This window comes from Chthonomonas sp. (assembly GCF_035294165.1).
Lineage (GTDB): Bacteria > Armatimonadota > Chthonomonadetes > Chthonomonadales > Chthonomonadaceae > Chthonomonas.
This window is the reverse complement of record NZ_DATGLN010000085.1, coordinates 1-4,691: the sequence shown is the minus strand read 5'-3', so window position 1 is coordinate 4,691 and position 4,691 is coordinate 1. Positions and strand designations below refer to the sequence as shown.

At 56.0% G+C, this 4,691-nt stretch carries 5 protein-coding genes; all 5 read right to left on the bottom strand.

What is annotated here, in order from left to right:
• Positions 1–1,119 (bottom strand): tetratricopeptide repeat protein (locus VKV29_RS04625; RefSeq protein ID WP_324200132.1); only part of this gene is annotated, 1,119 nt, incomplete at its 3' end.
• Positions 1,120–1,162: 43 nt separating this feature from the next.
• On the bottom strand, positions 1,163–1,705 hold the full coding sequence (locus VKV29_RS04620; RefSeq protein WP_324200131.1) for a D-lyxose/D-mannose family sugar isomerase: 543 nt from the start codon (positions 1,703–1,705) through the stop codon (positions 1,163–1,165).
• A gap of 171 nt (positions 1,706–1,876) precedes the next feature.
• Complete coding sequence (locus VKV29_RS04615) at positions 1,877–3,265, bottom strand: aldehyde dehydrogenase family protein (RefSeq protein WP_324200130.1); 1,389 nt, start codon at positions 3,263–3,265, stop codon at positions 1,877–1,879.
• A 240-nt stretch (positions 3,266–3,505) separates the two neighbouring features.
• Positions 3,506–4,126, bottom strand: coding sequence for a flagellar assembly protein FliW (gene fliW / locus VKV29_RS04610; protein ID WP_324200129.1), 621 nt, complete (start codon positions 4,124–4,126; stop codon positions 3,506–3,508).
• Between the two features lie 42 nt (positions 4,127–4,168).
• A partial coding sequence (locus VKV29_RS04605) for a flagellin (RefSeq protein ID WP_324200128.1) occupies positions 4,169–4,691 on the bottom strand: 523 nt, incomplete at its 5' end.

Sequence of the window (4,691 nt, the reverse complement as noted above, 5' to 3'; positions counted from 1 at the left end):
TAGGGCAGCTCCAAGATTATTCCAAGCCGCCAAATCGTGCGGATCAAGCTCTGTAAGGCGTTGATAGGCATGTGCCGCTGCCGAGTAGTTCCCAATTTTATATTCAACAAACCCAACGAGCCGCAGCGTTTGCAGATCATCGGGACGAAGGCTTAAAGCATGTTGCAACACAGGCGCCGCTTGCGCATAGCGACCGAGATGCACCAAAGTGATGCCGTAGTGGAGATAGGTGCGAAACGATTCGGGCTTCAAAGCCAGCGCCTTCTGGAACTGAGGAATAGCTAAGGTATACTCCCCCATCTCGTCTAAGGCTTCGGCATAGGTTTCCCGCAGAGCATAATCGTTGGGTTCCTGCGACACGGCATCGGCAAAGGCAATGCGTGCTTGTCTCCATAGGGCACCGGCACGATCTAGATTGTGGGCTGCCTGTGCCTTACGGGCCATTTTCTGCAACGCCAGACCGAGATTGAGGGCATACGTGGCGTTATGGGGGTCGCACCGGTGCGCCCGTGTGTAAGCCTGCACGGCCGATGAGAGATTCCCGGCCGCCTCCAGAGCGACGCCATAGTTGTTTTGCACTTCAGGATCGTTTGGGTCTAGGCCGGCCGCATGGCGGTAAGCATCTACCGCCTTGGCGTACTCCTTGATCTCAAAGTAGACGCTGCCGAGATCGTAGTAGGCGCTCACAGATTTCGGGTCAATGGCAACAGCGCGCTGAAATTCGCCGATGGCATCGGCATAGCGTTTCAAACCATCGTAGGCGTTTCCGAGGTTGATATGGGTTTCGGGCTGGTTAGGCTGAAGTTGTGCAGCCCTCTTGAGAGGCTCTAGAGCACCTGCATAGTCTCGTCGGCGAAGGGCAATCAGCCCTAAATAGGTGAGGACGCTCACGTTGTTAGGATCGGAGGCATTAAGACGACGGAAAATCGCTTCCGCATCGTCGAGCTTACCGGAATTGAAGAGCGTAACCGCATGTTGAAAGCTCTCTTCTAGAGACGTCGAGGTGCCTGCATGAGGGACCGAGGGCTGCGTCCGCGAGGGACTTACCTGACCGAACGCTCCCATAGGCGCCAGCACAAGGCCTAAAAACAGACATGCTAAAGGCCCTTGCCGTGACAAAAAAATGGATCTATCTCCTCTCATCGAAGATGCTCACCCTCGCCTAGACCACACGTGTCATTCGCTCGATCTGCGGATCGGTAAAAATATCAAACTCATCTCGGCTTGTCGTCGAGAACTCGCTGACAACCGCTCCCTCCTCACCGGCCTGAAACCAGTGCAATGTGTTGGGAGGAATGGTGTACTGCTCACCGGGGCGCAGCACGATCTCATGCCAAACGGTGTAGTAAGGCTCTCGACCCTTTGGCGGCACGGCGCGAGGTTGTGGAGTGGGTTCACCGGGAACGTAGAGATAGACTTCGCCCCACCGACAGCGGAACGTCTCCTCCTTCCCCGGATCGCTCCCTACCGGCGGGTGACGATGTTCGGGACACGTTTGATGCGGAAATAGCACCAACTCCTTTGCACAGCAACGTGAGGTGTTTACATAGGTAATCAGTTCGAGGCCAGTATGCTCGAGATCGCTTAGCCCGAAATCGGCCACCTCAATGCGCTCCTGTTCCTCTGGAGTGAGAACGATACCGGCGCGAGAAAAGTACTCAAGGGCTTGCCGTCGTGCCTCCATAAGCTGCTGTTTCGTGATCATCCCTAGCCCTCCTTCGCTCTACGGCTCCTTCAATGGTTTCTAAGAGCCTGTTCGCATGGCAGCCCAAAGTGACGATTTCAAACCACTGCCCTTTAGAATCTTACCTCACAAGCAGGGTGTTCTAGCAGGCGCCCCCTCCGCCCCCAGGCTCCCTCCGTAAGGAGATCGTCCCTAGATAAGCCTTTGGATACAGACCACCTTTGTCTCCGTCATCTCTTCTATGGCGAAACGCACCCCTTCACGCCCTAACCCGCTCTGCTTACGGCCGCCATAAGGCATGAGATCGGAACGAAAAGTGGGCACCTCGTTGATCATCACCGAACCGGCCACAATCGCGTTTGCGGCACTTAGGGCTTCCTCAATATCTCGCGTATAGATGCCGGCATTCAGGCCATAAGGCGTTGCATTGGCCATGGTAATGGCCTCGGCTAATGTGTCGAACTCGATAAGCAGCGTAAGTGGGGCAAAGGCCTCGTTGATAGCAATCGGCATGTCTTGCCGAACATCGGTGAGGAGGGTCGGTTCAAAAGCGGAAGGGCCAAGGCGTTTGCCTCCGATTGCTGCTCTGGCCCCGGCCTGCACAGCCTCCTGCACCGCTTTCTCCACGCGATCGCACGCCTCTTTAGAGATAAGCACGCCCACATCGGTTGCCTCATCGAGCGGATCGCCCAACCGAAGCCGACGAATGCCAGCGATGAGCTTTTCGAGAAGCACGTCGCGGACCGTGCGGTGTACCAAAATGCGTTGAACCGAGATACATAGCTGACCCGCTACCGCATAGCCTCCTCGCACAATGGCCTCTGCAGCCCGATCGATATCGGCGCTTTGGGTTACGATCACCGGGCTGTTGCCGCCTAGCTCTAAGGCCACACGCTTATACCCGGCCCGTGCAGGCAGGCCCATTCCAACTTCACGACTTCCGGTAAAGGTAAGAAAACCGACGTCCGGATGCGTTACCAAAGCGTCGCCGGCCTCTTCACCATAGCCGGTTACCACCTCCAAAGCGCCCTCAGGAAGCCCTGCCTCTTGCAGAACCTCTGCAAGGCTCAGCGCGTTGAGAGGGGTCTGTTCTGCAGGCTTTAACACCACGCAGTTCCCCGCAGCTAGGGCCGGCGCGACCTTGTGCGCTGCCAAGGCAAGGGGCACGTTCCATGGCGTAATGGCGCCAACAATGCCCACCGGCTCACGAAGAAAGAAACCTATATGGTTTTCTCCGTTTGGGAAAGCATCAAAAGGCAAAGTCTCTCCGTGTAGACGGCGGGCCTCCTCTGCGGCATATTCAAAGATGGCCGCCGCCCTTGCCACTTCGGCTCGCGTCTCGCGAATGGTTTTTCCCGTTTCTTGCGTGATGAGCCGGGCGAAGGCCTCAGCGCGTTCTTGTAGCAGCTGCGCCGTTTTCTTGAGAATGGCAGCACGACGATGCAACGGCATGTGGCGCATCGTCGGCAGGGCCTCCTTCGCACGACGCACCGCCGCATCTATCTCGGCGGCACCCCCACGCGGCACCCTCCCCACACACGCCCCCGTATAGGGGTTGATCACCTCAATGGTTTCCGACATAGCCATGGCTCCTTCGCAACTTCGTTAACGTAGAGAGGCTTCTCCTTTCTGAAGAAGCTGCAGGGTTCTACCCTTTCGGTACGTCGGGGAGAAGAGGTTCGTTCTGTTGTTGGAAACGCCTCTCGTCGTTTTGAAGCTATCGGAGATGAAACAGAATGGGACTAGAGAAGAGGGCTGAACACAGTGACCCCCTCCCTAGCCCCTAGAACTTTTTTGCTCAATACGAAGGCACAAGCGCGTTTAAGCGATGCGCTGGCTCCTTTTACGCGATTTGGTAGGGCTGGGCACCGCACCGACAGGCCTTTCGGAGCCGGTGAGATTTTTCAGAATCTCCTCCATAATATGGTGCTTTGTGCTATAACGCTCGTCTTGTACGATCACCTGCTTGCCCACGCGCGTTAATGGGTTGATAACCAGAGGGCCGAGCAGATTGGCCGTCATCTCACGAGGGCGCCCTGGTGGAACCGTCACCACCGCAAAAACCAACGCCGGTATCTCCGGTGTAAGCCCCAAGAAACGGGCATCTTGATCTGAGATCGTGGGTGTATAGTCCGGTCGAAAGATTCCCGGCTGAATAATAGGGAAGGCAAGGGCAGGCTCGTCTAGCGACTGCAGCCATCGCAACACACCTTGATCGTCCGTACAGACCACCGTATACCGTGTGAACATCTCGAAGCCGATAAGCCCTTCGGGAAAGGTGAGCACCAGATCGGATGCAACCTCCAATGTGCCGAAGCGTGTCGTCTCGACCCGAAAGGTAGCAGGGGCTATACCCGTTGTGCACGCATCTTGAGCGACCTCTTGCCCCTCCGTCGAAACACTATATATTTCACCATTATGAACCTGTTTGTCGAGTACCATAACCATCTTTTTTCACTTTCATTTAGAATAAGGTTCTTAGGCCTACCTGAGAAAATCCAGCAGGCTATACTGGTAGGCATGGGCTGTGGCCATTAACGCCGCCTGATAGGCCGTTTGGGCGGTCTGTAGGTCTACCATGCCCTTAGCCATATCGGTGTCCTGCACTTGAGCGAGCAGGCTGGTATTGCCGATAGAGACCTGTGAGTTTCGCAGTTTCTCTCCGTTCAACATGTCTATCTTGGCGCCGACCCCCGCGCGCACGCTTAGCAGATTGCCCAATTGCGTATCTATGTTGGCCACATCCACGTTGGAGACGGTGGAGAGTTGCCCGTTTGCAATGTCGTTTTGCAGCGACCTCAGGGTATTCAGAATCGGCATAAACACCTGGTCACCGGTAACGTTGATCGTCACCGATTCCCCCACATTGACATCGAGGCTAATGTCCCCATCTCCGGTGGCTGCCGAGCCGCCGGAATATACAAACCCCGAAGGGGTTTGCGCGAGAGGCGCCGTTTTCGTGCGCTGACCGGCAAAAATGTAGCGCCCCTCATAGCTGCTGTTCCCC